This window comes from Gammaproteobacteria bacterium (ex Lamellibrachia satsuma) (assembly GCA_019623805.1).
Classification (GTDB): domain Bacteria; phylum Pseudomonadota; class Gammaproteobacteria; order Chromatiales; family Chromatiaceae; genus QGON01.
Genome location: CP053680.1, coordinates 384,761 through 411,188 on the forward strand (window position 1 = coordinate 384,761; position 26,428 = coordinate 411,188).

Sequence of the window (26,428 nt, forward strand, 5' to 3'; positions counted from 1 at the left end):
TCAAAACAGGATTTTTAGGAATCTATTATGAAGGTTTTAATTACCGGCAGCGCCGGTTTCATCGGTTCAGCGCTGGCACTGCGGCTGCTGGATCGTGGTGACGAGGTCATCGGCATCGACTGCCTCAACGACTATTACGATGTTGAACTGAAAAAGGCGCGTCTGGCCCGTACCCTGGATCACCCGAACTACACTGATCTGCGGCTTGAACTGGAAGATCGCCAGAGCATTGCAGACTGTTTCGCCAAATACAAACCCAACGGCGTAGTCAATCTGGCAGCCCAGGCGGGAGTTCGCTACTCCATCGAAAATCCGCTGGCCTATGTTGATTCAAACCTGATGGGCTTCGGGCATATTCTCGAAGGGTGCCGTCATAACGGCGTCGAACACCTGGTCTACGCCTCCAGCAGCTCTGTCTACGGCGCCAATACCTCCATGCCCTTTTCGGTTCACGACAATGTGAATCACCCGGTGAGTCTCTATGCAGCCACCAAAAAGGCCAATGAGTTGATGGCTCACACCTACAGCCATCTCTATCGCCTGCCCACCACCGGCTTGCGCTTCTTCACGGTCTACGGACCCTGGAGCCGTCCCGACATGGCAATGCTCAAATTTGCCCAAAAGATCATGAAGGGCGAACCCATCGATGTCTTCAACTATGGCAAGCACCAACGGGATTTCACCTACATCGACGATATCGTTGAAGGCGTGATTCAGGTGCTGGATCGTCCGGCCCAGCCAAATCCCGACTGGAACAGCGATCACCCGGACACCGCCAGCAGTAAAGCGCCCTATCGTCTCTACAACATCGGCAGCAATAACCCGACAGAGCTGATGCGCTACATTGAACTGCTGGAAGAGAGTCTTGGCAAGAAAGCCGAACTGAACATGTTGCCACTACAGGACGGCGACGTGGTTGCCACCTATGCCGATGTGGACAGCCTTATTAAGGACACAGGCTACAAACCTGACACCAAGCTTGAAGATGGTGTAGCGGCTTTCGCCAAGTGGTTCAAGGAGTACTACGGTCACTAGGATCTGACGCAGAACTTGCCTGATCCGCTACGCTTGATCAGGCCTACTAAGGAGCGGAATCTGGCAGTTATGCGGGTTCCGTTTTTTATGCGCAAAAAAAAGCGGGTGAGAACCGATCCAGGAGGCTGAAAGGATCGAGTTTGCTCACCCGCAGACTAGCGCTTATCCACGGAAACGACCAATCCGCGTGTAGCTGGAGGCAATATTAGCCATTCTTAATTGACTCCAATATGACGCAGATCAATAAACCCTGCATTTCACTAAGGAATTAATCTAGACGAAACACCATCAAAATCCCTTAATTTTCATCCTGCACGCCGCCGAAGAGCTCCAGCAGACGGGGCAGAAAACGGCGAAACTCCAGGGCCATCAGGGAAAAGTCGACATCAAACCGCGCAATATCATCCTCTGCCACACTATCAGCGGCTTCCTCCTGGATGATATCCAGGAACTTTATCCGCTTTAGCGCAAAATCTGGTTCAATCATGCAGGAGAGCCGCTCATTCCACTCCACCGCCAATTTTACCACCTGTTTTCCCGCATCCAGGTGGTTGAGCACTTCCTGTGCACCCAGGTCATGTCCCTTGCAGCGAACAATGGCCTTCTCGTCTGAAGTATCCTGGAGTTCACAGCTGTCCTGCAGCACAAAATCTCCATACTGTTCCGGGCGGCGCACCCACTCAGTCATCACAGAGGGCGGAGCGACTGCAACATCCAAAGGGCGAACCGGCAGGCTCCCCAAGGTCTCCCGGAGCAGTCCCAGCAAAGCCTCCGCCTTGTTGGCCGAGGCCGCGTCAACCAGAATCCAGCCGCTGGTCCGATCAATCATGGCGTAGATCCTTGCCGATTTGGTGAACGCCCTGGGCATCAAACCCTGGATGATCTCATCCCGAATCTCACCCTTCTCCCGCCGGGAGACTTGGCGTGCTTCCGCCTCTTCTATCAATACAGCTTTCTCTTCAACCATCTCCCGAACCACCGACGCGGGCAGTACCTTCTCCTCCTGTCGCAGGCAGAGCATGATGCTGGCGTTCACTTCATGGGCCAGGCGATCCGATCGCCTGCCCAGCGGTGATGTCCAGCCGAGTGTAGCAGGCTCCATGCTGCCGCAACTTCGAAACTCCCGTTCCGCCAATTGTATCTGCAGCTCTTCTTCCGACAACGTGAAAGGTTTAAGAAGTTGGTAGATACGAAGATTTTTGAACCACATATAAGCATGCCAGACTGGTGAATGGGGAGGCGGATTATGGCGGATGTTCTCAGGCTTATCCAGCCTTGCTTTTTGAAAAAAATCGACCCATGGTTCTAATAGGAATCAGAGAAAATCACACTATTTGGAAAGCCGGAATGTCTATCGAACCGAAAAAAAACCTCAGCGAAAATTCCTGGGAAACGCTGATGGAGGTCGCCCGCGCATCGATCCGAAACGGTTTGGAGAAAGGCAGGTCAGTGCCTGTAGAGGCTGCGGATTACAGTACAGAGTTGCAGGCAATTCGCGCCAGCTTTGTGACATTAAACAAGCGCGGTCGACTGCGCGGTTGCATTGGCCACCTGGAAGCAATCAAGCCACTGATCGAGGATGTGGCGGAAAATGCCTATTCTGCCGCCTTTCGTGATCCCCGATTTCCGCCGCTGTCGCCCCATGAATATGACGAACTCGACATTCACCTCTCTGTGCTCACACCCGCTGTACCCCTCCCCTTTGAATCCGAGAGCGACCTGATTCAGCAGCTGCGCCCTGGGATCGACGGACTCATCCTGGTGGACGGGATGGCCAGAGGCACCTTTCTTCCTTCTGTCTGGGAGTCGCTACCGAAAGCCGAGGATTTTCTTCGGCATCTGAAACGCAAGGCCGGTCTGCCCGAAAACCATTGGTCGGAGACGTTGGAGATCCATCGCTACGAAACCGAGGTGTTTCCTGATTAAAGCATAGGCCGCTTCAAGTTTGTGGAACCGGTGGCTCACTTCTTCGTTGCAATCCCGGATTGCCCGATCCGCAAGCTTAATCAAGCCCTAGCGTAGACACTTGCCGACAGAACCGGCGCCACAGGCCACCCCATCGACCCAAATCGTTTCATCAAGCCTGGCACCTTCCAGTGCCGCGCCCTGCATTCGGACGCCACGCAGATCGGCATAACGCAGATCCGCGTTGACGAGGTCTGCCTCTGTCAGGTCTGCACCCTGAAGATTTGCGCCGATCAGAGAGACTCTCTCCATCAGCGCATAACTGAGATCCGCATGACGAAGATCGGCATAACGCATATCGGCCTCACGGAGATCCGTAGCAGTCAGTTTGGCCTGTCGCAACACCGCACTGTTCAACGTCGCCCCTCTCAGGCTGGCCGATCCAACGTCCACAGCCAACAAGAGGCAACTACGCCAGTTGACCTCTGGCGCGGCTGGTGAATCACACTGGGGATCATCCATCCCCCTGGGCATCCCGGACCAGAGTGACAGGCCGACAACAACTCCCAAGACCAGCAGACTGACAATCATAGCCAATAAGGGAAATTTTCGTGTCGATCTGTCTGCAGATAAAACATCGGTTTGATCACGCACTTCCAGTGTTTTTTGCGCAGAGGCATCACCGCTTGCTGCCCGAAGTTGCAGGGGAACCACCTCCGGAACCCCACCTATGGGTTTCCAGTTGCGGCGGTCCGCACTGATCTCCACATCCAACCCGATCTCTTCCTGAAGCAGCATGCGTCGGATACGCCCGCTCGGGTAGGGACCTCGCTTGATACCCTCACTGCGCAGAAACCAGAGGCGGGTATTGTCTACTGTCTGTTCGGTCATATCGTCCAATTTTCCGGGTATCTCGTAGGATTATCGGCAACAATCCTGATGAGTTGAATAGTTTTCACTGCCAGAAACATTCGTGTGGCATATACTTTTCCCAACGACGCTTTCAGCAGAATCACAAATGCGCATACCCGGTTCCAACATTGTCCTGCCGCTACCCAACGCACTGCCACGGGAGAACCCGATACAGAACCTCAAACCAGGACAGGTACTGCAGGCGACGGCACTTAGCGACACTCAGAACAGCCAGCTCAAACTACAGATCGGCATCACCCGCTTGATCGCCCAAACCCAGGTGGCGATAAAAAGCGGACAGCAACTTACGCTCAGCGTTGAAAAGGGCGGTGAGTTTCCAGAGTTACGCCTGCTCACAACCCTCAGCCGGGAACAGCTGCAGGCCAATGCATTGAAGATGCTTCTCCCCCGCCAGCAGCCACTGGCTCAACTCTTTGACAAACTTGCCATCCAACTGTCGAATTCCAGCAGCAACCCGGCACCAGGAAATGTACGCCAGGCAATTGAAGGATTGGTCGGCCGCCTGCTCTCCACCGACCAGCCTCAATTCCAGCAGCAATTGCGCACAGCTTTGCAAAACAGCGGCCTCTTTACTGAAGCCCATCTGTTGCAGGGCAGCGGCAACCCCGCTGACCTCAAACTCAACCTGCTCAGACTATTTGAACTGATCAACACTCTGCTACCTGGGAAGGGCCTGAATCCCCAGCAATCCACCGCAGCAGCACTAGCCGCTTCCAATAGTAGCGGCACCCCAATACCACCCGATTCCCCACTTCGGTTTCTGCTGGATCTGCTGAAACAACTCGACGGCAGTCTGGCCCGTATCCAATCCAATCAACTCGCCTCTCTGCCGCAAGATGACCCGACACGACAGACCTGGCAGTTTGAACTACCTATCCGACATAATGAACAACTGGATGTTTTTCGGATCCTGTTACAGAAGGAACCTGGAAAGAGCGGCGAAAAAGAGGATGCAGTCTGGAGCCTGACCCTGCGCATGAACCTGGAACCACTGGGCCCCATGCGTGTACAGCTTCGCCTGCAGGGAGAGGCAATCTCAAGCGTACTCTGGGCTGAGCAGGCGGAAACAACCTCGCTGATTCAAAACAATCTGGAAAAACTTCGCTCCGCCTTGGAAAAAGCCGGTTTGGATGTCACAAAACTGGAAGCATACCAAGGCAAAAGTGACGGCGATGAGCAACTGTCGCACGGTCTCTCCTTGCTGGATGAAAAAGCATGAATGAAGAGAGAAACAGCAAACCCAACCTGGCCATTGCCCTAAATTACGATGGAGAGAATGCCCCAAAACTTACTGCTAAGGGACGTGGTGAGCTGGCTGAGCGCATTCTGGCACTGGCGGAGGAAAACGATGTGCCGCTTCACGAAGATGCAGAACTGGCCGCCCTGCTGTCCCAAATCCCATTGGGTGATGAGATTCCTGAGGCCCTATATCGCGCTATTGCAGAGGTAATCGCCTTCGCCTATATCCTGTCGGGAAAGCGGCCACCCGGTTATGAGTAAACTTTTTCGATGGCTCAGAGAAACCATGCTACAGGAGTCGCTTTCAGGACGGGCACGAATCAATCAGGTCGTCTCTGACTTCGATCATCGCTCTCTTTCTGTTCTGAACGTTCCTCCTCTTTTTTTTCAGCCCGCTCATAGCGATCGACAACCTTGGAAAGTGCTTCGGTGCGAGTATGTTTACTGCGCCAGGTATTCTTTTTCACCGAGTGGTTCTGCTTGCTGGCAGACACAACCGATTCCTGCTGTTTGATCGCCTCATCGAGTTTGGCAATAAAGGTACGATACTCCTGCAGATGAACGGCAGTAATGCCCTTGCTGGCCGCCTGTTCAAAACGCGTCAGATACTCCTGGTGATACTGCCTCAACTGCGTCAGCTTTGTCTCCTCTTCGTGCAGTGACTTTTTCGATCTTCCAAGTTGGCGCGCGGCAGTCTGCTCCCGCGATTTGGCGACTCTTTGAACAGGCTTCAAACGTTTTGATGGTGACATTTTTTATTTTTCCCTAAGTCCTTTTCTCTAAACATGACCTGCCGGTTGCAGGGGCAGGTCTCCTGGCATCTCCACTTCCGGTTCAGAAGGAAAAAGCGCCTCCAGCATATCGAGACTCTCACGCAGGTTAACGGGGGTACGCATATCCTGGCGCAGGAACTCTGTCAGGGCCGGCATCGCGGCAATGGCGATATCGATCTGTTCGTCACTGCCCTGTTCATAAGCCCCCACACTGATGAGGTCGCGGTTCTGTTGATAGAGGGAGTAGAGGTGCTTGAATGAGCGGGCCGCATCCTGATGACCATAGGTGGTGATCTCATTCATCGCCCGGCTGATGGACGCCTCAATGTCGATAGCAGGGTAGTGTCCCGCTTCCGCCAGCCGTCTGGAGAGCACGATATGCCCATCCAGTATCGCCCGTGCCGCATCTGCAATAGGGTCATTCTGATCGTCACCCTCCGCCAGCACGGTATAGAATGCAGTGATTGAACCTCCCCCTTTATCACCGTTACCTGCACGTTCCACCAGTTGCGGCAGCTTGGCAAATACCGAAGGGGGATAGCCTTTGGTGGCAGGTGGCTCATGGATCGCCAGGGCGATCTCCCGTTGTGCCTGGGCAAAACGGGTGAGAGAGTCCATCAGCAACAGGACGTGCTTGCCCTGCTCCCGGAAATATTCGGCGATGCTGGTGGCCAGCATGGCACCGTGCATGCGGCGCAGCGGCGGATTGTCCGCCGGTACAGCCACCACAACTGCCCGTTTGAGCCCCTCTTCACCCAAGCTGTTTTCAACAAACTCTTTTACCTCGCGGCCCCGTTCTCCGATCAGACCCACAACGGTCACATCCGCGTTGGTATAGCGGGTCATCATGCCGAGCAGCACACTCTTGCCGACACCTGATCCTGCGAAGAGACCGAGCCGTTGACCCCGTCCCACACTCAGTAACGCATTGATCGCCCTTACGCCAACATCCAGGGGTTCACGAATTGGCGTTCGCGCCAGGGGATTAAAGGTCTGCCCGGTGAGGGGACGTCGCTCATCGGCATGCAACCCCCCTTTTCCATCTAACGGACGACCTGCGCCATCAATGACCCGGCCCAGTAGATGGTCACCCACCACCGCTTCACATACGCTTCCTGTAGGAATAACTCTCGCACCCTGCTCAAGTCCCCGAATATCGCCAGTCGGCATCAGATAGAGGCTCTCTTCACCGAACCCCACCACCTCGGCCTCAATATGTGTGCCGTTTGAGCTGACCACATCGCACTGCCCACCGATTGCCGCCCGGCAACCAACGGATTCAAGGGTCAGTCCCACCATACGTGTCAGGCGGCCTTCGACCACCAGGCCGCGTCCTTCACCCATCCGTTTGGCATGGTCACGAAGTCTGCTGACCCAGATATCACTCCGATCAGCTTTGGGAGTATGTGAAGACATCTATTCCACCTCCTCTTCATCGATAGTGCGCGTACCCGCCAGTAGCGGGGCAATCAGGTTGGCGAGTCGCGACTCCAGGGTTGCATCGATCTGGGACGTCTCAGTCACCACTTTGCAGCCGCCGCGATTGATCACCGGATCCTCGATGATTTTCCAGCCAAGATCGCTCTCGCCCAGCGAATAGATATCCCGAACCAACTCGGCATCTTCAGGGTGGAGCTGAAGACGCACATTGCGTGAAGAGACCGGCAACAGGGCAAGGGCCTCGCGCACCACGCCCACTATCTGGCCGGGATCGCTGTTCACCTCGCGGCGTACCAACTGCCTGACCATTGAGATCACCAGAGTCACCAGTTCGTCTTCGACCTTGTTGTCAAGATTCCGTAGCGGCTGATCCAAAGTGGATAGCAGACGATCCATCTGCATGGCATATTCCCGCAGTTGGTCCCGGCCTTGCTCCAGTCCCTCTCTGTGACCGAATTCAAAGCCCTCTTCTTTGCCCTTTTCAAAACCCTCTTCGTAAGCTTGCTGTTGAACTGCCTCCAGTTCAGCAGCTGTGGGCGGCGCATCCGGTGGCTGAATCGATTTTTGAAACGTCTGTGAGCTGCCCCCTCCCCCCACGTCGGGTGGTAACCATTGGCGAACCGTCTCCGTCTCTTTGTCGGACAAAATCTTAGAGGAACTCTTCACCACCACCTCCAAGCATAATCTCACCCGCATCGGCCAGGCGACGCGCTACCTGCAAAATCTCTTTTTGCGAGCCTTCCACATCACTGAGTTTAGCGGGTGCTGCTGCTTCCAGATCATCCTTGAGCATTTCAGCCGCCCGCTTGGACATATTCTTGAAGATCTTGTCTTTGAGGCCCTCTTCCGCACCTCGCAACGCGAGCAGTAACTGTTCTGAAGCCACTTCGCGCAGCAGAGTCTGAATACCCCTGTCGTCGACATCGATCAAATTATCAAAAACAAACATGTTGTCCTGGAGTTCCTGACCCAGATCGGTATCAGCATCCATGATCTGCTCCATGACTTTGCTCTCCACCGCGCCATCCAGCAGATTCAGAATCTCTGCAGCGGTTTTGACACCGCCAAGGTTGGAGGACTTGACATTGGAGGCACCTGAAAACTGCTTCTCCAGTATCTCATCCAATTCCTGAAGTGCGGCGGGTTGGATACCATCCAGAGACGCAATGCGCATAATGACATCAGTTCTTACCTTCTCCTGAAACTGGCTCAACACCTGTGCCGCCTGGTCGGCATCCAAAAATGAGAGCACGATGGCGATAATCTGCGGGTGCTCCAGTCGGATCAATTCAGCGATGGAACGGGGATCCATCCATTTCAGCTGTTCCAGGCCTTTGCTGTTTCGGCCCAGTAAAATCCGGTCGATCACGCCACCCGCTTTATCTTCACCGAGAGCGTTGGTGAGCATGTTGCGGATATAGTCGTCGGAACCCAATCCAAGGGCGGTCTGTGTCTCGAGGGTGGAGACGAAATGGCGCATCACTGCTTCCATCTGGTCGGTAGAGACGTTCGTCAGACTCGCCATCGCCATACCGACATCCTGCACCTCTTTCGGCCCCATATGTTTCAGCAGTTCGGCGGCATCCTTTTCACCCAGTGCCAGCAGCAAAATTGCGGAGCGCTGTACGCCGCCGATCTTGGCAATCGCATCCGACTCTTCCACTGGGACCGCAGCGGGCGTTATCTTTTTATCCGGCATCTTCTGCAATCCACTTCTTCACAACCTGTGCCACACGCTTGGGATCATTTTCGATCATACCGCGCGCGGCATCGATGGTTTTTTCATAACTGCCAGGGCCAGGCAGCTTTACTGCTTCATCCCCTTCCAGGGCGAGACCCTCACCCCCGGCGCCCTCCAGGGTGCCTTCGAGCCCCCCTTCACCTGCCACGCCACCACCGGCAACACCTTCACCTTCCACCCCCGTCGTCACAACCTGTGCGGTGAGACGTTTCATCGTGGGCTTCAGTACACCAAAGATCAACAACAGTACGAGCAACACACCACCCGCCTGCCGTACAGCATCCCAGAACCAGGCCTCTTCCCAAATCGCCAGTTCAGGCAGTGGTTCAGGGGGGGCGGGGATAAAGAAAGACTCATTGAGCACTTGCACGCTGTCGCCACGCTGAATAGTGAAACCAACCGTCTCCTTTACCAGATTGGTGATGCGGGTGATCTCTTCCGGTGTCCGCTGAATCCGTTGCGGCACCCCGTCCTCACCCAACGCGACCCTGTCGTTGACCACCACTGCCACCGAAAGCCGACGCAGGCTATTGCTGGGCAACCGGGTATGACTGATGGTTTTGTCCAACTCAAAGTTACGGGTGGCGCGCTTGCTGGTATTAATCGGGGTCGCAGCCTCTCCTTCACCCCCTTGTCCACCTGCCTGCTCTGGCGCATTGCCTGCAGCGGGAGGCTGATTCGTCAGTGCACCAGGAACTCCCTGTATTTCGCTCAATCGACTCTGCTGTTCATTGACCTGCTCGGAACGCAGCGCACTCATATCCGGATCATAGCTCTCCTGGGTCTGTTCAATCACTGTAAAATCGACTTCGGCCGCGACCTCGGCCCGCAGATTATCCTGTCCCAACAGGGGCGACAGAATATCTTCAATACGCTGCTTGTAATGTGCCTCCAACTCGCGGGTATATTCAAACTGGCTGGTGGACATAGCCATCTGCGCGGATTTGTCCGCACCACTGAGCAGCTTCCCTTTGTGATCCACTACAGTGACTTGGGCTACATCCAGTTCGGGTACGCTGGACGCCACCAGATGAGAGATCGCCTCCACCTGCCCCTTCTCAAGCGTCCGTCCCGAATAGAGTTTGATTACCACCGAGGCGCTGGGCACCTTACGCTGCCGCACAAACACTGACTGTTTGGGTGTGGCCAGGTGGACGCGGGCCGTCTCGATATTCGCCAGTGTGGCAATGGAGCGGGCCAGTTCACCCTCCATCGCACGCTGATAGCGAGCAGCCTCAACCATCCGGCTGGTGTTGAAACCGGCATCCTGCTGCAATAGTTCAAAACCGAGAGAATCACTATGCGGCAACCCCTCTCCGGCAAGTTTCATCCGCGCCTCCTGCAGATCGGCAGATGGCACCATCACAGCACCGGTGGATTGATCCACCTGATACTCGATGCCTATCTGCTGCAGCGCCTGAACAATCTCCATTGCATCTTTCTGCGCCAGATTGCCGTAGAGCAGACTGTAGTTCGGTGCCTGCGACCAGAGCACCACTGCCACACCCAACGCTACACTGGCGGCAATGCCGACCATAACGGCGATTTGGCGGAAGATGGGGTTGTCCTGAAGGCGCTGGTTGACTTCCAGTGCCTTACCCGATTCATCAGTTGTTGCAAGTGCCATGATTGCGATTCCGGCTTGATTAATCTGACTTTTCTTTCAGTTGCGTATTATTTGTGCTGTAACAGCTAGATAGGCATATTCATTACGTCTTTATAGGCTTCGACCAGCTTGTTTCTCACCTGCACCATTGCATCGAAGGATAGGCTCGACTTCTGTACTGCGATCATCACTTGGGCAAGATCCACATCCCCTTCGCCGGTTTCAAACGCAGTGGTAAGCGCCTTCGCCTCGTGCTGGGTCTCATTGACCTGATCAATGGAATTTTTCAGCAGGTCGCCAAAGTTGCTCTGCCCCTCCTCTTCAACCTGCTTTGGGGCATTTTCGGCCTGGGCGGCCATCACCCGCATCTGTGCCAGAACCTGGTTGATATCCATGTTGCTCATCGTTCACTCCCCACTCAAATCGATCTATCTGTAATATGCAGATTCCGCACCAATCAGCCGGCCCGGCCGGGAATCGCCATGCCGGCATTGCGCATGCGGGCAATCTTGTAACGCAACGTGCGCTGACTGATGCCCAAGCGCTCCGCCGCCTGCTTGCGGCTTCCATCACCTTCATGTAGGGCATCCATGATCATCTGCTCCTCCACTGAACGCAGATCTTCCGGCAGTCTCCCTGCTGAAGTTTCGGCTGCCGGGGATACGCTGGGTGCTTCAATGTCATCTGCACTCTCAAACGCAAGGTCTTCAGCCTCTATCTGTTCGCCGTTGTAGAGGATCAGAGCACGCTGTATCAGATTCTCCAGTTCACGCACATTTCCGGCCCAATCGTGGGATAAGAGCTGAACCTGAGCCACTTCACTGAATGGCGGCACCGACTGCCCCGGCAGCAGGTGCTGGGAAATAAGATGCCTGGCCAGGGGAATAATGTCCCGTTTGCGCTCCCGCAACGGCGGCAGGGTCAGAGGAAAAACATTGAGCCGATAGAAGAGATCCTCTCGAAAACGACCGGCGGAAACCTCCTCACGCAGCTTGCGATTGGTGGTGGCCAGTACCCGCACATCGAGTTCGATCATCTTGCGTCCGCCAAGGCGTTCAACTTCTCTTTCCTGCAATACGCGCAGCAGTTTTGCCTGCAGCGGCATACTCATCTCAGAGATCTCATCAAGCAGCAGGGTACCACCCTGAGCCTGCTCGAATTTACCGGCGGCGGACTGGTATGCACCTGTAAAGGCGCCTTTTTCGTAACCAAACAGGACGGCTTCCAGCATATTCTCCGGAATAGCCGCACAGTTGATGGCAATGAATGGGCCATCGCGCCGCTCAGAAGTCTGGTGGATATAGCGGGCGAACACCTCTTTACCTGTGCCGCTCTCCCCGTTGATCAATACCGTCGCTTCACTGTGAGAGACACGACGGGCAAGCTCCAGCACCTCACGACTGCGCAGGTCCTCAACAATCAGGCCACTCTGTAATTTATCCACGGCTGCCAGAATATTCCCGGCAACTTTACTTACCAGCACCTCCGCCTCGAAGGGCTTGATCAGATAATCCACGGCGCCATCACGCATCGCATGTACCGCCTTTTCGATCGTTCCGAAAGCGGTCATCAGCAATACTGGCAGATTAGGATATCCCGCCTTGATTCGACGTAACAGGCGATGCCCGTCCATCGGTCGCATCTGCACATCACTCACCACTATGCCCACCGGTTCCTGACGTAATATCTCCAATGCCGCACTGCCTCCTTCCGCGGCTCTTACCGGGTAACCGGCAAGTTCGAGGGTATCGCTCAGTGCTTCACGCAGAGCTGGATCATCTTCCACGATGAGAACGGTTGCCTGACTCATGACAATCTCCTCGCCTCAATGAGAGGACTTCCGGCACCTAACACCGGTAATTTAACGGCTATCTGTTGTTCTGTTTTTTGGAGAGAAACCAGAGGAAATGCCAATTGGAAGCAAGCGCCGCCATTCAGGCTACCGGTCAGGCGGATCTCACCATGATGACTGAGTACCAGGTTCTGTACTACAGCCAGACCCAGGCCGGTTCCGCCTGCCCGATTGGTAAAGAAAGGGTCAAAAATCTGTTCCCGGATTTCGGCCGGGACACCGGAGCCGTTATCACTGAACAGTAATTCCGCGTCATCTGTAACTCTCAGCAGCAACGTGATGCAATTTGCACCTTGCTGCAATGCGTTATCCGTCAGGTTGCTCAATACGCCGAGCAGTGCATCGCGGCGGCCTTTAATCACGGCAGCCCCAGCACTGAGATCTTCTATCTTGAGTGTCACCGTCACATCGTTCAGTTCTGGCCTGATACCCTCTGCAAACTCACCCAACAGCTCCGACAGGGAGATGAGTTCTTCACCTTCCGATGAGCCTCGGGCAAACATCAAAATATCGCGAATTTGGCGTTCCATATGCTGCAACCGGGAACGCAGCTTACCGGTAAATCGCTGACGTTGACCGGATGTCAGATCATCGCGTGAGAGGTGTGAGGTGTAGAGCAAGGCGGAACTGAGGGGGGTGCGCATCTGATGGGCAAGCTGTGCGGACATCTCTCCCATAGCCCCCAGTCTCTCCTGACGGTTCAGGCGTTCCTGCAACTTACGGGTTTCGGTGACATCGAGCATGACCAGAATACGTCCAGGCGTCTGCTCAAGGTCACAGGATGAGATACTGAGAATACGGCCATTGCAGAGACGCAGGTCGTCCCCTGAATGTTGCGGGATCTGAAACAATTGCCGGCGCAACTCCCGCCAGTCATCCCCTTCGTTGATGGAACCCAGCAGACGCCGAGCCGCCGGGTTGAACTCCTGCACGCACTCTTCGCCATCAAGCACGATCACAGCCGCTGGAAGCGTTTCGAGCAGGCGTTCCAACCGGTCGGCAATACGCTCTTTTTCTGCCAGTTGAAGGATGCGTTCGCTACGCGCAGCGGCCAGTTCGCTACTCAACTGTAATACCTGATGCTGTAACTGCTGGTATGAGCCGGTCAGCTCTTCAGATAATTGATTGAACAGATTGAACGCCGCTTCAAGGGATTGTTGGCGTTCGGGCGTTGAGCGGTTCATCGGCACGTTTTATGTCTCTGCAGTTGAATGTCATCTTGACACCCAAGATACAGAGCAACAACCGTGCCTATTTTATTATTTGTTATATTCCAATGACTTGCATATTCAAGTATCAGGAAACGTCAAATTCCCGTCGACTCATGCTGGCGTTGAAGACCATATTTACGCAGTTTTTCCACCAATGTCGTGCGACGCATGTGGAGCCGTTTGGCTGCATGCGCGACAACGCCGCCCGACTCTTCGAGGGCTTGCTGGATCAGGCTCTGCTCCAGACTGCCAAGATGGGCCTTGAGATCGATGCCGTCGTTGGGCAGTCGTGGGGCATGCAGCGTGGTGTCTGGCTCATCACCAGGGATTGTCACTTCGGGCAGCTGCACCGTATCGAGCAATCCACCAGCAGGCCGGAATTTGTCGGGCAGATCGCCCACGTCAACTACCCCATAGGGATAGAGAATTGCCAACCGTTCTATCAGATTCGCCAGTTCCCTGACATTACCGGGCCATCGATAGTGACTCAAGGCCGCAACGGCAGCGGGAGTCAAACGTACCGACCCTCGCTTCTCATTCTCTATGCGATGAATCAGATCGTTGACCAGTACCGGAATATCCTCCACCCGATCCCGCAATGGTGGCATTTCTATGGGAAATACATTCAGACGATAGAAAAGATCTTCACGGAATCTGCCCTCATCAATCGCTACCTCAAGATTGCGATGGGTCGCCGCAATGATGCGGACATTCGAGTGCAGTGTCTTATTGCTGCCGACACGCTCGAAAGTGCGTTCCTGCAAAACACGCAACAGTTTGACCTGCATCGGCATACTCATGTCACCGATCTCATCAAGAAACAGGGTACCGTTTTCGGCCATTTCAAAGCGACCCTTGCGGGCACTGATTGCCCCGGTAAAGGCTCCTTTTTCATGACCGAAAAGTTCGCTCTCCAGCAGATCGGCAGGAATCGCACCGCAATTCACAGGCACAAAGGCCTTGCCCCGGCGATGGGAGTGAAAATGAAGCTTTCGCGCCACCACCTCTTTACCTGTCCCTGACTCACCCAATATCAAGACAGTCGCATCAGAATCGGCCACTTGCTCGATCATGCGGTTGACCTGCCGTGTCGCACGGCTGCTGCCGGATAGGCTTCGAAACAGTTCTACCGGCCGCGCAACGACTTCACCCTGTTTGTGCGCTTCCTGATAGACCTGGGCCTTGTGGATCAAGCCCATCAGGCTGTCATATTGCGTGGGCAGACTCAGCGAACCAATAACGTTTTCACAACCCTCGAATCCCCGCCACAACTCACCCCCATTCAAAATAGTCTGAAAGAGAGGTATCTCGGGATGCAATTCGTTCAGCTTGCTCGCAAAATTACTGAGGGTATCCCGATCCAGATCCGGACCGACCAAAACAGCTGAGCAGGCCTCGGTTGCCGATTTGATATGTTGATGGATATCCTCCGGGTTACTGGCGAACAGAACATTCCCGTCCAGAAAACTGAGAATATGCTCCAGATATTTCCGCCTCTCGGGATCCTCATCAACAAGATAGACACAGAGTCGAGGAAACGCAGGAGCTAGTTTTTCCGCCGCTTCACCCATTACACTCCGACTCCATTAAGATGAATTGATGAATTATTGAATTGCCGCCAGAAAATCACTGGTCACCAGATACAAAAATATTCAGACTATCGATTATTCGGGCACAAATTTAATTTGATGCCAACCTTTGACGCAGAGTTAAGCAGCAAATCAGTAGAATGTCAAAATTATGTCACACTAAGAAATATCACTAGGATAAAGGTTTATCTCATTAATTTTAAAGTGCAATTCTCCAACTAACAGTATCATCCAATAGTTGGCGAAGTGTAAGTTCGAAAGGAAGGCGACCGACAAAAATCCAGCGGGGATCCGTAATCATGGTACGCAAGTTGCTTTCTATGTTGTCACATATTAGAGAAGCCACACCCCATGCCAACCGTCGCCACGAACGCCGAAACTTTAATTCACGAAATCAGGTACGTCTGTGCCCCCTACAAAGGCATGCTGGGCAGATCAAAAGCCAATGGCGCTGATTAACAGTAGTTCAGGTAGTTGATACCGTCCGAAAAATACTCTTTACTATCCCCCAGCGCAGTATATTGCAGTGAGTTATTCCATGCCCAAGCTAACCCTTTCTTTCAAAGGCCGTATCATCGATGTCCACCATCTTGCTCAAGGCGACACGCTTATCGGCAGGGATACCGACTGCACGCTTTTCATCGATAGCCTGGCAGTGGCACCAAAACAGATACTCATCAAATTGGATGAAGCCGGCTCGCATCTCATAGCGCAAGATAATAATCACCCGGTTCTCATCAACCACAAGGTCGTTGAATCAACCGATCTTGTGCATGGGGATGTCATTCAGATCGGCAAACATACCCTCTCCTATGCTGAAGACGCTCTCGAGCCGGGTGGGAAACTGTATACCGAAGCAGCAAACATCGTAAAGGAGGAGACTGGTGGGGAGGAGGAAAGCTGGAGCATCTTTCAAAATATCGACCCGGCTACCGCTACCGATACCTCGTTACCACAGGAAGGCATGCTGCAGATCATGAGCGGCGACCATATTGGCCGGATCATTCCATTGAATCATAATCTCACCCGTATCGGGCGTGCCGGTAGCGATTGCGCCATTATTGCTCTCCGCAACGACGGCTATTTCCTCTCCCATCTTGAAGGCCCCGTATCACCCAGCGTTAATGACGAAAAGATTGGAGAAGAATCACGTTTGCTACAGGATGGCGATCTCATCCATGTCGGCGGGACCGAAATGCAATTTCATCTAATAGGGAGCCAGACACAATGACCACTTCAGGAAAACCGGAAGAGCGCCGCCGCTTCAGACGCGTCCTTTTCGATGCGCCAATGCGCATATCAGAGGGTGAAAAATCATTTGAAACGACGTTGCTGGACCTGTCGTTAAAAGGTGCCCTGGCTGTCTGCCCAGCTGACTGGAGCGGCCAACCGGATCAGTCCGTTGAGTTGGATATCAAGCTAGGTGATACGGAGACACGAATCAAAATGCAGGCCAGTGTTGCTCACATTGGGGAAGGCGCGATCGGTTTTCATTGCAACACCATCGATATGGAGAGCATCACTCACCTGCGGCGCCTGGTCGAACTTAACACCGGCGATGCAGAGCTGCTCGAAAGGGAATTGGAGGCGCTGGCTTAGATATCAAACATCATTGTCACCACGAAGAACACAAAACACACTATAAAAACTTGTTAATCAAGTAGTTATCTTTGTACTCTTCGCAGTCATCTCGATGAATCATGTATTTCTGGACTGGCAATAGTCAGATTGCATCAAGCACTTCAGAAAGACGCTCCACCGGTACGACTTCAATCCCCTTGACCGTCTGTTTCGGTACATTGGCTTTGGGTACGATTGCTCTTTTGAAGCCGTGCTTGGCCGCTTCCCGCAGGCGCTCCTGACCATTTGGCACCGGCCGGATCTCACCAGTCAAACCGACTTCACCAAAGGTCACCAGACCTGTCTCCAATGAATTGCCGCGAAAACTGGAAAGCACCGCCAGCAATACCGCCAGATCCGCCGCCGTCTCGGTGATACGCACTCCACCAACCACGTTCACATAGACATCCTGATCAAACATGCTGATACCGCAGTGCCGATGCAGCACCGCAAGCAACATGGAGAGACGGTTCTGTTCCAGGCCCAGGGTAACTCGCCGGGGATTGGCCAGCGGACTCTCATCCACCAATGCCTGAGCCTCCACCAGCAACGGCCGGGTACCTTCCCGGGTCACCAGAATCACACTCCCGGGCACCGCTTCGGTATGTCGGGAGAGGAAGATCGCCGAGGGATTGCTCACCTCTTTCAGACCCCGCTCGGTCATCGCAAACACACCCAGTTCGTTGACCGCGCCGAAACGGTTTTTGATCGTACGGATGAGGCGGAACTGACTGCCCGCTTCACCTTCAAAATAGAGCACGGTATCCACCATGTGCTCCAGTACCCTGGGACCCGCCAGATTGCCTTCCTTGGTGACATGTCCGACCAGAAAAACCGCAGTGCCGCTTCGCTTGGCGAAATGGACCAGTTGCGCGGTTGCTTCTCTGACCTGGGAAACCGAACCCGGAGCGGACTGCAACTGTTCAGTAAACATGGTCTGAATCGAGTCGACCACCAAAACTGCCGGTTTCTCTTTTTCCGCAGAGGCGACAATCCGTTCCACGCAGGTCTCCGGCAGCAGGCGAAGTTCATCCACCGGCAGCCCCAGACGCTGCGCCCGCAGGGCGATCTGACGAGGCGATTCCTCCCCGGAAACATAGAGCGTCTGCATGGAGACCGAGAGCTGCGCCAGGGTCTGGATAAGGAGCGTGGATTTACCGATACCCGGGTCTCCCCCCAGCAGTATCACCGAGCCGTAAACCAATCCTCCGCCAAGCACCCGGTCCAGCTCTTTGCTGCCTGAAGGGACACGGATCTCCTGGTTCGCCTGCACTGCGGCAAGGGTGTATATCTCAGGACTCACTTCGCCGGAATAACCTGCAAAACGGCCACTGCCCGGCCCTTTTGGCGCTACTGCCATCTCTTCCAGAACATTCCATGCCTTGCAGTCGGGACACTGCCCTGCCCATTTGGGAAAAGAACCTCCACAAGCGCTACAAACGTAGACCGATTTACTGTTCTTCTTTATTCCCTGTGCCACAACTAATCCTTTTCCACATCGATGAAGTCAACACGACCGGTAATACCGCACAGCAACTCATAGGCAATGGTTTCAGACGATTGCGCAATCAACTCCACCGGTAATCCTGCGCCCCAAAGCACTGCCACCTCTCCAATCTGCAGATCCGGCAAGGCCCTGGCATCAACGCAGATCATATCCATTGAAACCCGACCGATCAGGGGCAGTCGTTGATTGCGGATCAAGACCGGCGTCCCCGGCTTCGCATGGCGAGGATAGCCATCGCCATAACCCACACCAACCACCGCTACGGGCATAGACTCAGGGCACTCAAAGGTGCCGCCATAGCCGACACGGTCACCGGCATTGTAGTGATTCAGCGCTAATACCCGACTACTGAAGGTCATCACAGGTTGCAAGCCTTCATTCGATCCTATGGAGTGCTGAAAGGGAGAGACACCGTAGAGCATGATGCCTGGCCGGACCCAGTCACGATGTGTCGCTTCAAAGGCTAGCAGGCCTGCTGAGTTGGCGATCGAAAGATCAGTGTAGGAAGAGAGTGTAAGCCTGTCGAAGCGTTCGCACTGTTTCAGGCTGGCCGGATCATTCCGGTCATCCGCGTTCGCCAAGTGGGTCATGAGGTGCAGATCACTCACCCCATTAACCTTCTGCAGTCTCAAAGCAGCTTCACTAAGCTGACTCGGAGAAAATCCGAGGCGGTGCATGCCAGTATCCACTTTGAGCCAACATGCAACAGGAAAGTTGAGTCGCGTCGTTTCAAGCAGCTCAACCTGACGGAAGTGGTGGACAGTCAGTTGGAAACCGTTCTCTGATGCGGACTGGACATCCTCCGGTGTAAAGACACCTTCCAGGATCAGGATCGGCTTTTTCACATCGGTCTGCCTCAGCCGCTGTGCCTCTTCGATGCGGGCCACGGCAAAACCATCCGCAGCCTGCAGCGTTGCAGCGACTCGCTCCATGCCATGACCATAAGCATTGGCTTTGATCACCGCCCAAACGCGGCTCTCCGGCGCAGTCTCGCGAACCCTTTGCAGATTATGCCGCAGCGCCCGATGGTCTATCGTTGCCTGCGGAACAAAGGCCATCAATAACCCTCGTCGCCATAACCATCATCGATGTAGTTTTCAAACTTCGTATATTTTCCGAGGAAAGTGAGACGCGTGGTCCCAATGGGACCGTTACGCTGTTTGCCGATAATGATCTCAGCCAAACCCTTGTCCGGACTGTCTTCATTGTAGACCTCATCCCGATAGATGAAGACGATCAGGTCCGCATCCTGCTCGATGGCTCCAGATTCACGCAGGTCTGACATGATGGGACGTTTATTGGTGCGAGACTCCAGACTTCGATTGAGCTGTGACAGCGCCATGACAGGCACCGACAACTCTTTGGCCAATGCCTTGAGGGAACGGGAGATCGCAGATATCTCGTTGGTGCGGTTATCCCCCTCACCCGGCGCCTGCATCAGCTGCAGATAGTCGAGCACGATCAAGCCCAAGTCGGGATTTTCCCGCTTGAGACGCCTGGCGCGGGCTCGCACCTCGGTTGGCGACATGGCAGGCGTATCATCAATAAACAGCTTGGTCTCCGCCAACATACTGACTGCGGATGTCAGGCGGGGCCACTCGTCATCCTCCAGCTTGCCGGTACGAACCCGCAGCTGATCGATGTGTCCCAGGGAGGACATCATGCGCATCGCCAGCGAGTCTCCCGGCATCTCCATGCTGAAGACAGCAACCGCTTTTTGTCCCTTGATCGCCACATTCTCTGCAACATTCATGGCAAAAGTGGTCTTGCCCATGGACGGCCGACCGGCAACGATAATCAGGTCTGCAGGCTGCAGACCTGAGGTCATTGCGTCAAAATCACTGAACCCTGTACTTTCACCAGTAATCGGCTCGTCCTGCTGAAACAACGCCTCGATCCGGTCTACCGCCTTGGTCAGCAGCGACTTTATCGGACTGAATCCCCCGCCACCTTTGGAACGCTGCTCTGCAATCTCGAAAACCTTGCGCTCGGCGTTATCGAGCAACTCAGCCGAGTCCCGGCCCTGTGGATGAAAAGCACTATCTGAAATCTCCGTACCGACGGAGATCAAATGCCGCATCACAGAATATTCACGCACGATACCGGCGTAAGACTTGATATTGGCTGCGCTGGGAGTCTCTTCAACCAGCCGAACCAGATAGGGCAGGCCGCCCGCATCCTCCAAGGCCCCCTGTTGCTCCAAAGTCTCGGCCAGGGTAACTACGTCAAAAGGCTGGCTATTCTCTGCCAGCGAGGCAATAGACCCAAAGATCAGTCGGTGCTCCTTGCGGTAGTAATCATCCTGCACCACCAGATCTGCCACCTGATCCCAGGTGGCATTATCGAGCATCAGCGCCCCCAATACCGACTGTTCACCCTGAATCGAATGAGGCGGAACCTTCAGGGCTTCAGCGGCATGATCCGGGTAATCGGCAATCTCTTGTGGATAGTCGGGTTCAGACATTTGTCTCAAGCAGGCTGTGATCGGGCTGACATATTACCATCCAAAGCGATCGATTTTCAGTACGCCACAAACACGAATGCCCCGGCGAGTGCATGACCGGCCGGGGCAATGATAGAACGCCGAAAGAACTTACTCTTCGGGAACGATCGTCAGTTTGATAACCGCGTTGACGTCGGCATGCAGGTGGATGTCCACCTCATATTCGCCAGCAACACGATAGGGGCCATTCGGCAGACGGACTTCCTGCTTCGAAATCTCGCCGCCTGCAGCCTCGACAGCGGCTGTAATATCGGCAGTACCGACGGAACCAAAGAGCTTGCCCTCATCACCCGCCTTGTGGCTGATGCTGATGGAGAGCGTCTCCAGCTTCTCTTTGCGGGATTCGGCTGACGCCAGCTTTTCGGCTGCATCCTTTTCCAGCTCGGCACGACGCGCCTCGAAAGCCGACAGATTATCGGCAGTAGCCGGTACGGCACGGCCGGAAGGTATAAGGAAGTTCCGACCAAAGCCTGACTTCACGTTTACTTTTTCACCCAGGTTTCCCAGGTTATCAACTTTCTGCAACAGAATAATTTCCATTGTTCTCACCCTTAAATAAGGTCAAATGTCTTTCTCAGCCGGTTTTCATTTCTTTGCAAACCGAACACGAAAATCTACCCAGATGTCCATCAATCCAATGGTCGTCAGAACCATCACGAACTGTGGCATCAAAACAATCAACAAAAAATACAAACCAACCAGCCAGAGCTGCCCCGAAGATCGCCCAGCCAGACTGCCATGTGCCACCGCCAGTCCCTGCAGAAACAGAATTGCCATCAACAGCAATCCCAGGTAGCGCGCCAGCTCAGGCGTCTGTTCCGCAGGCACCAGCAGCACCACCAATACGGGGATACCAAGCACAGCAAAAGCCTTCTGCAGCCGAAAGCTGTGAAACTCCTCCCGGAAGCCTCCCGGATTGAACAGCAGAGCCTGCCACCATCGCGCCAGAAAGAGACTGAACGCCAGTTGCAGGAAGATGCCGGCCGCAATCACTCCGGCCATCCATCCCGCCATGCGTTCGACCACTTCCCCACTCTGGGTCGAGTCAAACAGACCAGCTTGCTCAAACTGCTCAGCCAGCGGCTGAAGCTGTTCTTTCCACTGAGCCACGGGGTCGCCGAACATCAGGTACTGCGCCACAATGGCCAGCACTCCGAAAGCCAGTGCAGTCTGGGTCGTCAGGCTTAAAGAGCGATTGCTTCTCAGCATCACCCCCAGCAGACAGAGCGGTAACCACTGGAGTAACAGAAAACCCAATGACGGCAATGGATTACCAAAGGCAATCCCCATCATGACTCCGCAAGCGATGGTCGCAAACAGACTGATTTTCAGTCCGGCACCCGCCCCTTGACGCAGAGTAACGAGGCCCACGGCCGCCGCACTCAAAATCCCAAGCAGGGGCAGTATCAAAGAGAGCATCGCCAGCACGGTGGTTACCATCACCGCCTGGGAAGGCCCCCGCATCACAAAGGATGCCAACCCCTTCATTCAGACTTCTCCTGCTGGTTGGTCAGATACCCTCAGTGCGTGTCAGTGTATGGCAGCAACGCCAGGAAGCGGGCCCGCTTGATGGCGGTGGCCAGCTGACGCTGATACTTAGCCTTGGTCCCGGTAATCCGGCTCGGCACAATCTTGCCGCTTTCGCTGACGTAGGCCTTCAACAGATTGAGATCCTTATAATCGATCTCTGTGATGCCTTCAGCAGTAAAACGGCAGTACTTTTTACGACGAAAATAACGCGCCATAGTCTATATCCTCTTGATAATCCTGTGAGTTATTCGGCGTCCGCAGAAGCGTCTTCGGGCTTCTCGCCCGCAGGCTCATTACCCGCAGACTCTCTAGGCTTATCACCGGCAGGCTCTCTGCGCTTATCACCCGCTGACTCGTCTTCATCCTGAGACTTGGCCAGGTGCGAGGACTCAGTGATGGCTTCATCGCGACAGATAATCATGTTACGCAATACCGCGTCATTGAAACGAAATGCGCTCTCAAGCTCATTAAGCGCTTCTCTGCCGCACTCGATGTTCATCATCACGTAGTGCGCTTTGTGGATTTTGTTGATGGGATAGGCCATCTGGCGACGCCCCCAGTCCTCCAAACGGTGAATCACACCCTCTGTGGCTTCGATACCAGCGCGATAACGCTCGATCATGGCAGGGACCTGCTCACTCTGGTCTGGATGGACCAGAAACACAACTTCATAGTGCCTCATTGTTTCTCCTTTCGGTCATAGGCAGCCTCCCGCATTTGCGGTGAAGCAAGGAGTGGCACCCGGATATCGGGCACCGGGAAAACCGCGCATTTTACATAGAGGGGGGATTCTCCGCAACCAATGCAGTTTCTGCAGGTTACGAAGCAGGAGAATAAAGCATAAAGATTTCCCCTCCTCCGCCGCTCCAAATAGAATGCAAACAACTCCAACAGCAGGAACCTCAAGCACGATGTCCGATTCTGTCAATGACTGGGTGCGCCGTCTCCACACTGATCCGCTACCGGCACTGCACCGGACTCTAAAGCAGGTCAGAGAAGTACTGAACAGTGTTTCAGGCAGTCACGCTGCTATCAGTAAACTGGTAGAACGCGATCCCGGATTCAGTCTCGCCATCTTCAGACAACTCAGGACCTTACCCAGCAAATCACGCGAGCCGGTTACAAAAATCGCCAATGCCATCCCTCTGCTCGGCATGGACACCATCGAACGCATGGCCCGTGAGTTGCCGGTTCTTGAAGATCTGCTCAAGGGCTCCCCGAGACGTGGGCTCCTCGATTGCTACAGCAGAGCCGCACATGCAGCCATCTATGCTGCAAATCTCGCAGAACGCTTGGGACATCACCATCCGGAAGCATTCGCCAATGCAGCGCTGCTGCACGATATTGGCGAAATGGCACTCTGGGTCGCGGAACCCGACACCATGAAAAATATGCAGGCGCGCATCAAGCAGGGTGACGGACACGAAGATGCCGCGCTGGAGGTACTGGGATTCACCCTGGAAGAGTTGAACTTGGGACTGGGCAACCGCTGGGAACTTCCGGAACTGCTACAAGAGTCCCAGGGCCTCTTCAACAGCTATCAGCCGCGCCCTCTGACAGTGATGATGGCTGCTGCTGTTGCCAAAACCACGGCGTCGGACTGGAACAGCCATGATGCCAGTGACAAACTGGAGCTGTTAGCTGAATTCATCGGGATCAGTGAAGCACAGGCATCCACCTACCTGCATCAACTGGCCGTTACTGCAGCCAACCAGTTGCAGTCACTTCCCCTGCCGCTACCCGCCTTCAGGCTGCTCCAGACCGGGATGACAAGGAAAGTAAAACCCCTCGCGCCAGTGGTAAAGATTGAGCACCCCCTGGGAAACCGTCCGGCAGTGGAGCCTCCTCCCGCTAGCGGCAAATCACCGCAGGCAAAACCAAAAACCAATCCTTTACAGGCGCTTCTGACCCGCACCCTACATGCCCTGTGTGATGAGCACGGTCTGGAGAGGGCTATGTTCGCCATGCTCTCCCCAGACAGAAAAACACTGAAGGCACGATTTGTCGTGGACAAAAACAACGGCGCTTCATTACAAACCTTCGAGGTCGACCTGCACTCCCCCAATCTCTTTTCAATACTGATAAAGAAACCCCAAGCCATGTGGCTGAACCCGGACAACCTGGTAAAATACCTGCCTTCGATCCCGGAATCGGTCGTTCGAGTCGTCTGCAGCAGTGGCTTTTTCATCATATCCGTCTTCATCAAAGACAAGCCAATTGGTGTATTCTATGCTGACGCGGGCTGCACTGGCGGGAGCCTGAATACGGATCAGTTCAATAATTTCAAAGCCAGATGCCGTCGTGCCATGCAGGAACTGACCCGCTAAATGCTTGATTCAGATCATTGTCCAGCCCGGACGAGCCGATAGGATGTATCGGTTTAGCGTAAACAACTTATCCACCCGTGACACAACAGATCGCCTATACAATCGGCAACAGCCGTTACGTCAGCATCAATGACCGTTGCACCCTGGAGTGCACCTTCTGCCCTAAAACTCAGGGCAGCATGCGGGTGCATGAGTTCGATCTCACCATGAACCACCGTCCTGACGCACAGGAGATAATCGACGCCATCGGCGCCCCGGAACAGTACGATGAGGTTGTCTTCTGCGGCTTCGGCGAGCCCACCCTGCGGCTGAATGTGTTGCTGGAAGTAGCTCATGCAGTCAAAGGCCGGGGAACGCGCGTGCGGGTCAATACAGACGGACTATCCAACCTTGTGCATAAACACGACACCCTGCCGGCTCTGGGTGAGTGCGTCGATGCCCTTTCGGTCTCGATGAACGCACAAAACAAGGCAGTCTATGATTTTCACTGCTGCCCCAATCTGCCGGGTTCATATGAGGCGATGTTGGATTTTCTGAAAGCAGCACCACGCTTCATCTCCGATGTTACCGCCACTGCCATCGATGGGCTGGAGGGTGTGGATATAGAGGCCTGTGAAACACTTGCCAGGGAACTTGGTGTCAATTTCCGTCGGCGTGTTCTGGACCAGGTCGGCTGAGGCGATGACATTAGCCGATCAAGTCAACACATTCGGTCAGTATTTGCTGCACCGCTACGGTGAGCGAGTGCACAAGATCGCCATCGATGCCGCCTTCACCTGCCCCAACCGCGACGGTACCAAGGGCATCGGCGGCTGTACCTTTTGTAACAACGTCTCCTTCAGCCCTAATGGCCGCCAAACCAAGCCTATCGCCACACAGATAGAAGCCGGTCGCAAGATTATCCGAAAGCGCACCGGTGCACGGAAATACATCGCCTATTTCCAGGCGTACACCAACACCTATGACGAAATCAGCCGACTCAAACGGCTGTATGACGATGCGCTGGCAGAGGCGGATGTAGTCGGACTCTCCATAGGCACCCGCCCGGACTGTGTGCCGACAGCCGTGCTTGAGTTACTTGCGGGATACCAGGCTGAAGGCGCCGAGGTCTGGCTGGAATTGGGGCTGCAATCCGCTTTTGACGATACTCTGCAACGGGTCAACAGGGGGCATGGTTTTGCGGAGTACAGTAAAACCCTTCTCGCTGCCCGGCAGCTCGGCATCAAGGTTTGCACCCACCTGATTGCCGGACTTCCCGGCGAGTCTGCACACCACTGCCATGAATCGCTACACCGCGTGCTCGAACTGGGCACCGATGGACTCAAACTGCATCCGCTGCATGTGGTAAAAGGCACTCAATTAGCCAACACCTGGAGAGCAGGCGGCTATCAGCCGATGGCTATGGATGAGTATGTACGTATTGCAGCAGACTTTGTGGAGATGACGCCCCCGGACGTTGTCTGGCACCGTCTTACCGGCACTGCCACCAGAGATATCCTGCTGGCTCCCGCATGGTGCGCGAAAAAATGGCGCGTGCTGAACGCAATCGAACAGGAACTGCGTCAGCGCCGCTCCAGTGGTCGACAAGTCGCATAGCAAATATTTCACTCTGAGGAA

27 protein-coding genes are annotated in these 26,428 nt (G+C 54.4%); 9 read left to right on the plus strand and 18 right to left on the minus strand.

From position 1 onward, the window contains the following. Positions 1-27 precede the first annotated feature (27 nt). Positions 28-1,035 carry an NAD-dependent epimerase gene (locus HPY30_01725; GenBank protein QYZ64820.1) on the plus strand — a complete coding sequence of 336 codons (1,008 nt, stop codon included), beginning with the start codon at positions 28-30 and terminating at the stop codon, positions 1,033-1,035. A gap of 298 nt (positions 1,036-1,333) precedes the next feature. Here HPY30_01725 and rdgC read toward each other — a convergent pair whose 3' ends face one another. Beyond that, positions 1,334-2,245: a recombination-associated protein RdgC gene (gene rdgC, locus HPY30_01730; protein ID QYZ64821.1), complete on the minus strand. Its 912-nt coding sequence runs from the start codon at positions 2,243-2,245 to the stop codon at positions 1,334-1,336. Between the two features lie 137 nt (positions 2,246-2,382). Here rdgC and amrA point away from each other — a divergent pair, with 137 nt between their 5' ends. Beyond that, entirely contained in the window at positions 2,383-2,961 is a 579-nt protein-coding gene (amrA, locus tag HPY30_01735) for an AmmeMemoRadiSam system protein A (GenBank protein ID QYZ64822.1), read from the plus strand. 87 nt (positions 2,962-3,048) lie between these two features. On the opposite strand, the gene HPY30_01740 is transcribed toward amrA, so the two are convergent. Further along, positions 3,049-3,831 (minus strand): pentapeptide repeat-containing protein, encoded by a 783-nt coding sequence (locus HPY30_01740; GenBank protein ID QYZ64823.1) that lies wholly within the window; start codon positions 3,829-3,831, stop codon positions 3,049-3,051. A 127-nt stretch (positions 3,832-3,958) separates the two neighbouring features. Here HPY30_01740 and HPY30_01745 point away from each other — a divergent pair, with 127 nt between their 5' ends. Further along, complete coding sequence (locus HPY30_01745) at positions 3,959-5,092, plus strand: flagellar hook-length control protein FliK (protein QYZ64824.1); 1,134 nt, start codon at positions 3,959-3,961, stop codon at positions 5,090-5,092. After that, positions 5,089-5,373, plus strand: coding sequence for a flagellar protein FhlB (locus HPY30_01750; protein QYZ64825.1), 285 nt, complete (start codon positions 5,089-5,091; stop codon positions 5,371-5,373). Before HPY30_01745 ends, HPY30_01750 begins: the two co-directional genes overlap by 4 nt. A 59-nt stretch (positions 5,374-5,432) precedes the next feature. Here HPY30_01750 and fliJ read toward each other — a convergent pair whose 3' ends face one another. The 9 genes from fliJ to HPY30_01795 form a co-directional block, all read right to left on the minus strand. After that, positions 5,433-5,864, minus strand: coding sequence for a flagellar export protein FliJ (gene fliJ, locus HPY30_01755; GenBank protein ID QYZ64826.1), 432 nt, complete (start codon positions 5,862-5,864; stop codon positions 5,433-5,435). 27 nt (positions 5,865-5,891) lie between these two features. Next, a complete protein-coding gene (gene fliI, locus HPY30_01760; protein ID QYZ64827.1) occupies positions 5,892-7,301 on the minus strand; it encodes a flagellar protein export ATPase FliI in 1,410 nt (469 codons plus the stop codon). Then, positions 7,302-8,021, minus strand: a complete 720-nt coding sequence (locus HPY30_01765; GenBank protein QYZ64828.1) for a flagellar assembly protein FliH — start codon at positions 8,019-8,021, stop codon at positions 7,302-7,304. Then, positions 7,975-9,024 carry a flagellar motor switch protein FliG gene (gene fliG, locus HPY30_01770; GenBank protein ID QYZ64829.1) on the minus strand — a complete coding sequence of 350 codons (1,050 nt, stop codon included), beginning with the start codon at positions 9,022-9,024 and terminating at the stop codon, positions 7,975-7,977. Before fliG ends, HPY30_01765 begins: the two co-directional genes overlap by 47 nt. Next, positions 9,014-10,693: a flagellar M-ring protein FliF gene (gene fliF, locus HPY30_01775; GenBank protein ID QYZ64830.1), complete on the minus strand. Its 1,680-nt coding sequence runs from the start codon at positions 10,691-10,693 to the stop codon at positions 9,014-9,016. The genes fliG and fliF overlap by 11 nt, the downstream gene beginning before the upstream one ends. 65 nt (positions 10,694-10,758) lie before the next feature. Further along, positions 10,759-11,076 (minus strand): flagellar hook-basal body complex protein FliE, encoded by a 318-nt coding sequence (fliE, locus tag HPY30_01780; GenBank protein ID QYZ64831.1) that lies wholly within the window; start codon positions 11,074-11,076, stop codon positions 10,759-10,761. 53 nt (positions 11,077-11,129) lie between these two features. Next, positions 11,130-12,482, minus strand: a complete 1,353-nt coding sequence (locus HPY30_01785; protein ID QYZ64832.1) for a sigma-54-dependent Fis family transcriptional regulator — start codon at positions 12,480-12,482, stop codon at positions 11,130-11,132. Continuing rightward, positions 12,479-13,708, minus strand: coding sequence for a PAS domain-containing protein (locus HPY30_01790; protein ID QYZ67866.1), 1,230 nt, complete (start codon positions 13,706-13,708; stop codon positions 12,479-12,481). The genes HPY30_01785 and HPY30_01790 overlap by 4 nt, the downstream gene beginning before the upstream one ends. A 122-nt stretch (positions 13,709-13,830) precedes the next feature. Beyond that, positions 13,831-15,306: a sigma-54-dependent Fis family transcriptional regulator gene (locus HPY30_01795; GenBank protein QYZ64833.1), complete on the minus strand. Its 1,476-nt coding sequence runs from the start codon at positions 15,304-15,306 to the stop codon at positions 13,831-13,833. Positions 15,307-15,862: 556 nt separating this feature from the next. Here HPY30_01795 and HPY30_01800 point away from each other — a divergent pair. Then, a complete protein-coding gene (locus tag HPY30_01800; GenBank protein QYZ64834.1) occupies positions 15,863-16,555 on the plus strand; it encodes an FHA domain-containing protein in 693 nt (230 codons plus the stop codon). After that, positions 16,552-16,923 carry a PilZ domain-containing protein gene (locus tag HPY30_01805; GenBank protein QYZ64835.1) on the plus strand — a complete coding sequence of 124 codons (372 nt, stop codon included), beginning with the start codon at positions 16,552-16,554 and terminating at the stop codon, positions 16,921-16,923. Before HPY30_01800 ends, HPY30_01805 begins: the two co-directional genes overlap by 4 nt. Before the next feature lie 124 nt (positions 16,924-17,047). Here HPY30_01805 and radA read toward each other — a convergent pair whose 3' ends face one another. The 7 genes from radA to rpsF form a co-directional block, all read right to left on the minus strand. Beyond that, entirely contained in the window at positions 17,048-18,424 is a 1,377-nt protein-coding gene (radA, locus tag HPY30_01810; GenBank protein ID QYZ64836.1) for a DNA repair protein RadA, read from the minus strand. A 2-nt stretch (positions 18,425-18,426) separates the two neighbouring features. Continuing rightward, positions 18,427-19,509: an alanine racemase gene (gene alr, locus HPY30_01815; GenBank protein ID QYZ64837.1), complete on the minus strand. Its 1,083-nt coding sequence runs from the start codon at positions 19,507-19,509 to the stop codon at positions 18,427-18,429. Then, positions 19,509-20,915, minus strand: a complete 1,407-nt coding sequence (gene dnaB / locus HPY30_01820; protein QYZ64838.1) for a replicative DNA helicase — start codon at positions 20,913-20,915, stop codon at positions 19,509-19,511. Before dnaB ends, alr begins: the two co-directional genes overlap by 1 nt. 129 nt (positions 20,916-21,044) lie before the next feature. Beyond that, on the minus strand, positions 21,045-21,494 hold the full coding sequence (gene rplI, locus HPY30_01825) for a 50S ribosomal protein L9 (GenBank protein ID QYZ64839.1): 450 nt from the start codon (positions 21,492-21,494) through the stop codon (positions 21,045-21,047). Positions 21,495-21,539: 45 nt separating this feature from the next. After that, positions 21,540-22,442, minus strand: a complete 903-nt coding sequence (locus HPY30_01830; GenBank protein ID QYZ64840.1) for a DUF2232 domain-containing protein — start codon at positions 22,440-22,442, stop codon at positions 21,540-21,542. Positions 22,443-22,474: 32 nt separating this feature from the next. After that, complete coding sequence (gene rpsR / locus HPY30_01835; GenBank protein QYZ64841.1) at positions 22,475-22,699, minus strand: 30S ribosomal protein S18; 225 nt, start codon at positions 22,697-22,699, stop codon at positions 22,475-22,477. A 29-nt stretch (positions 22,700-22,728) separates the two neighbouring features. After that, a complete protein-coding gene (gene rpsF, locus HPY30_01840) occupies positions 22,729-23,166 on the minus strand; it encodes a 30S ribosomal protein S6 (protein ID QYZ64842.1) in 438 nt (145 codons plus the stop codon). Between the two features lie 229 nt (positions 23,167-23,395). Between rpsF and HPY30_01845 the strand changes: the two genes are divergently transcribed. The 3 genes from HPY30_01845 to HPY30_01855 all read left to right on the plus strand — a co-directional run bounded on the left by HPY30_01845 (position 23,396) and on the right by HPY30_01855 (position 26,407). Beyond that, positions 23,396-24,811: an HDOD domain-containing protein gene (locus tag HPY30_01845; GenBank protein ID QYZ64843.1), complete on the plus strand. Its 1,416-nt coding sequence runs from the start codon at positions 23,396-23,398 to the stop codon at positions 24,809-24,811. 77 nt (positions 24,812-24,888) lie between these two features. Further along, on the plus strand, positions 24,889-25,488 hold the full coding sequence (locus tag HPY30_01850) for a radical SAM protein (protein QYZ64844.1): 600 nt from the start codon (positions 24,889-24,891) through the stop codon (positions 25,486-25,488). Positions 25,489-25,492: 4 nt separating this feature from the next. Next, on the plus strand, positions 25,493-26,407 hold the full coding sequence (locus tag HPY30_01855; protein QYZ64845.1) for a TIGR01212 family radical SAM protein: 915 nt from the start codon (positions 25,493-25,495) through the stop codon (positions 26,405-26,407). Positions 26,408-26,428: the final 21 nt, after the last annotated feature.